Source organism: Tsukamurella sp. USMM236 (assembly GCF_037148755.1).
Lineage (GTDB): Bacteria > Actinomycetota > Actinomycetes > Mycobacteriales > Mycobacteriaceae > Tsukamurella.
The window spans coordinates 1-403 of sequence record NZ_JBBCSS010000023.1 but is presented as its reverse complement, the minus strand read 5'-3'; the positions used below and the strand labels follow the sequence as shown (position 1 = coordinate 403).

General features: G+C 67.0%; 1 protein-coding gene. It reads left to right on the top strand.

From position 1 onward, the window contains the following. Window positions 1-403 (top strand): acyl-ACP desaturase (locus WFK95_RS24700; RefSeq protein ID WP_336672298.1); only part of this gene is annotated, 403 nt, incomplete at both ends.

Sequence of the window (403 nt, the reverse complement as noted above, 5' to 3'; positions counted from 1 at the left end):
AGGAGCTCTCCGGTGTCGCCGAGGACAACGTCAACCGCCATCTCTCGATGACGAAGGACTGGAGCCCCCACGACTACATCCCGTGGTCGGACGGCAAGAACTTCGCCGCCCTCGGCGGATCGGACTACGACCCCGAGGAGAGCCGCCTCGACGAGGTCGCCAAGGCCGCCATGATCACCAACCTCCTCACCGAGGACAACCTCCCCACCTACCACCGGGAGATCGCCGCCAACTTCTCCATGGACGACGCCTGGGGCCACTGGGTCGGCCGCTGGACCTCCGAGGAGAACCGCCACGGCATCGCCATGCGCGACTACCTCGTCGTCACCCGCGGCGTCGACCCGGTCAAGCTCGAGCAGGCCCGCATGATCCACATGACCAACGGCTGGGACCCCCAGGGCAA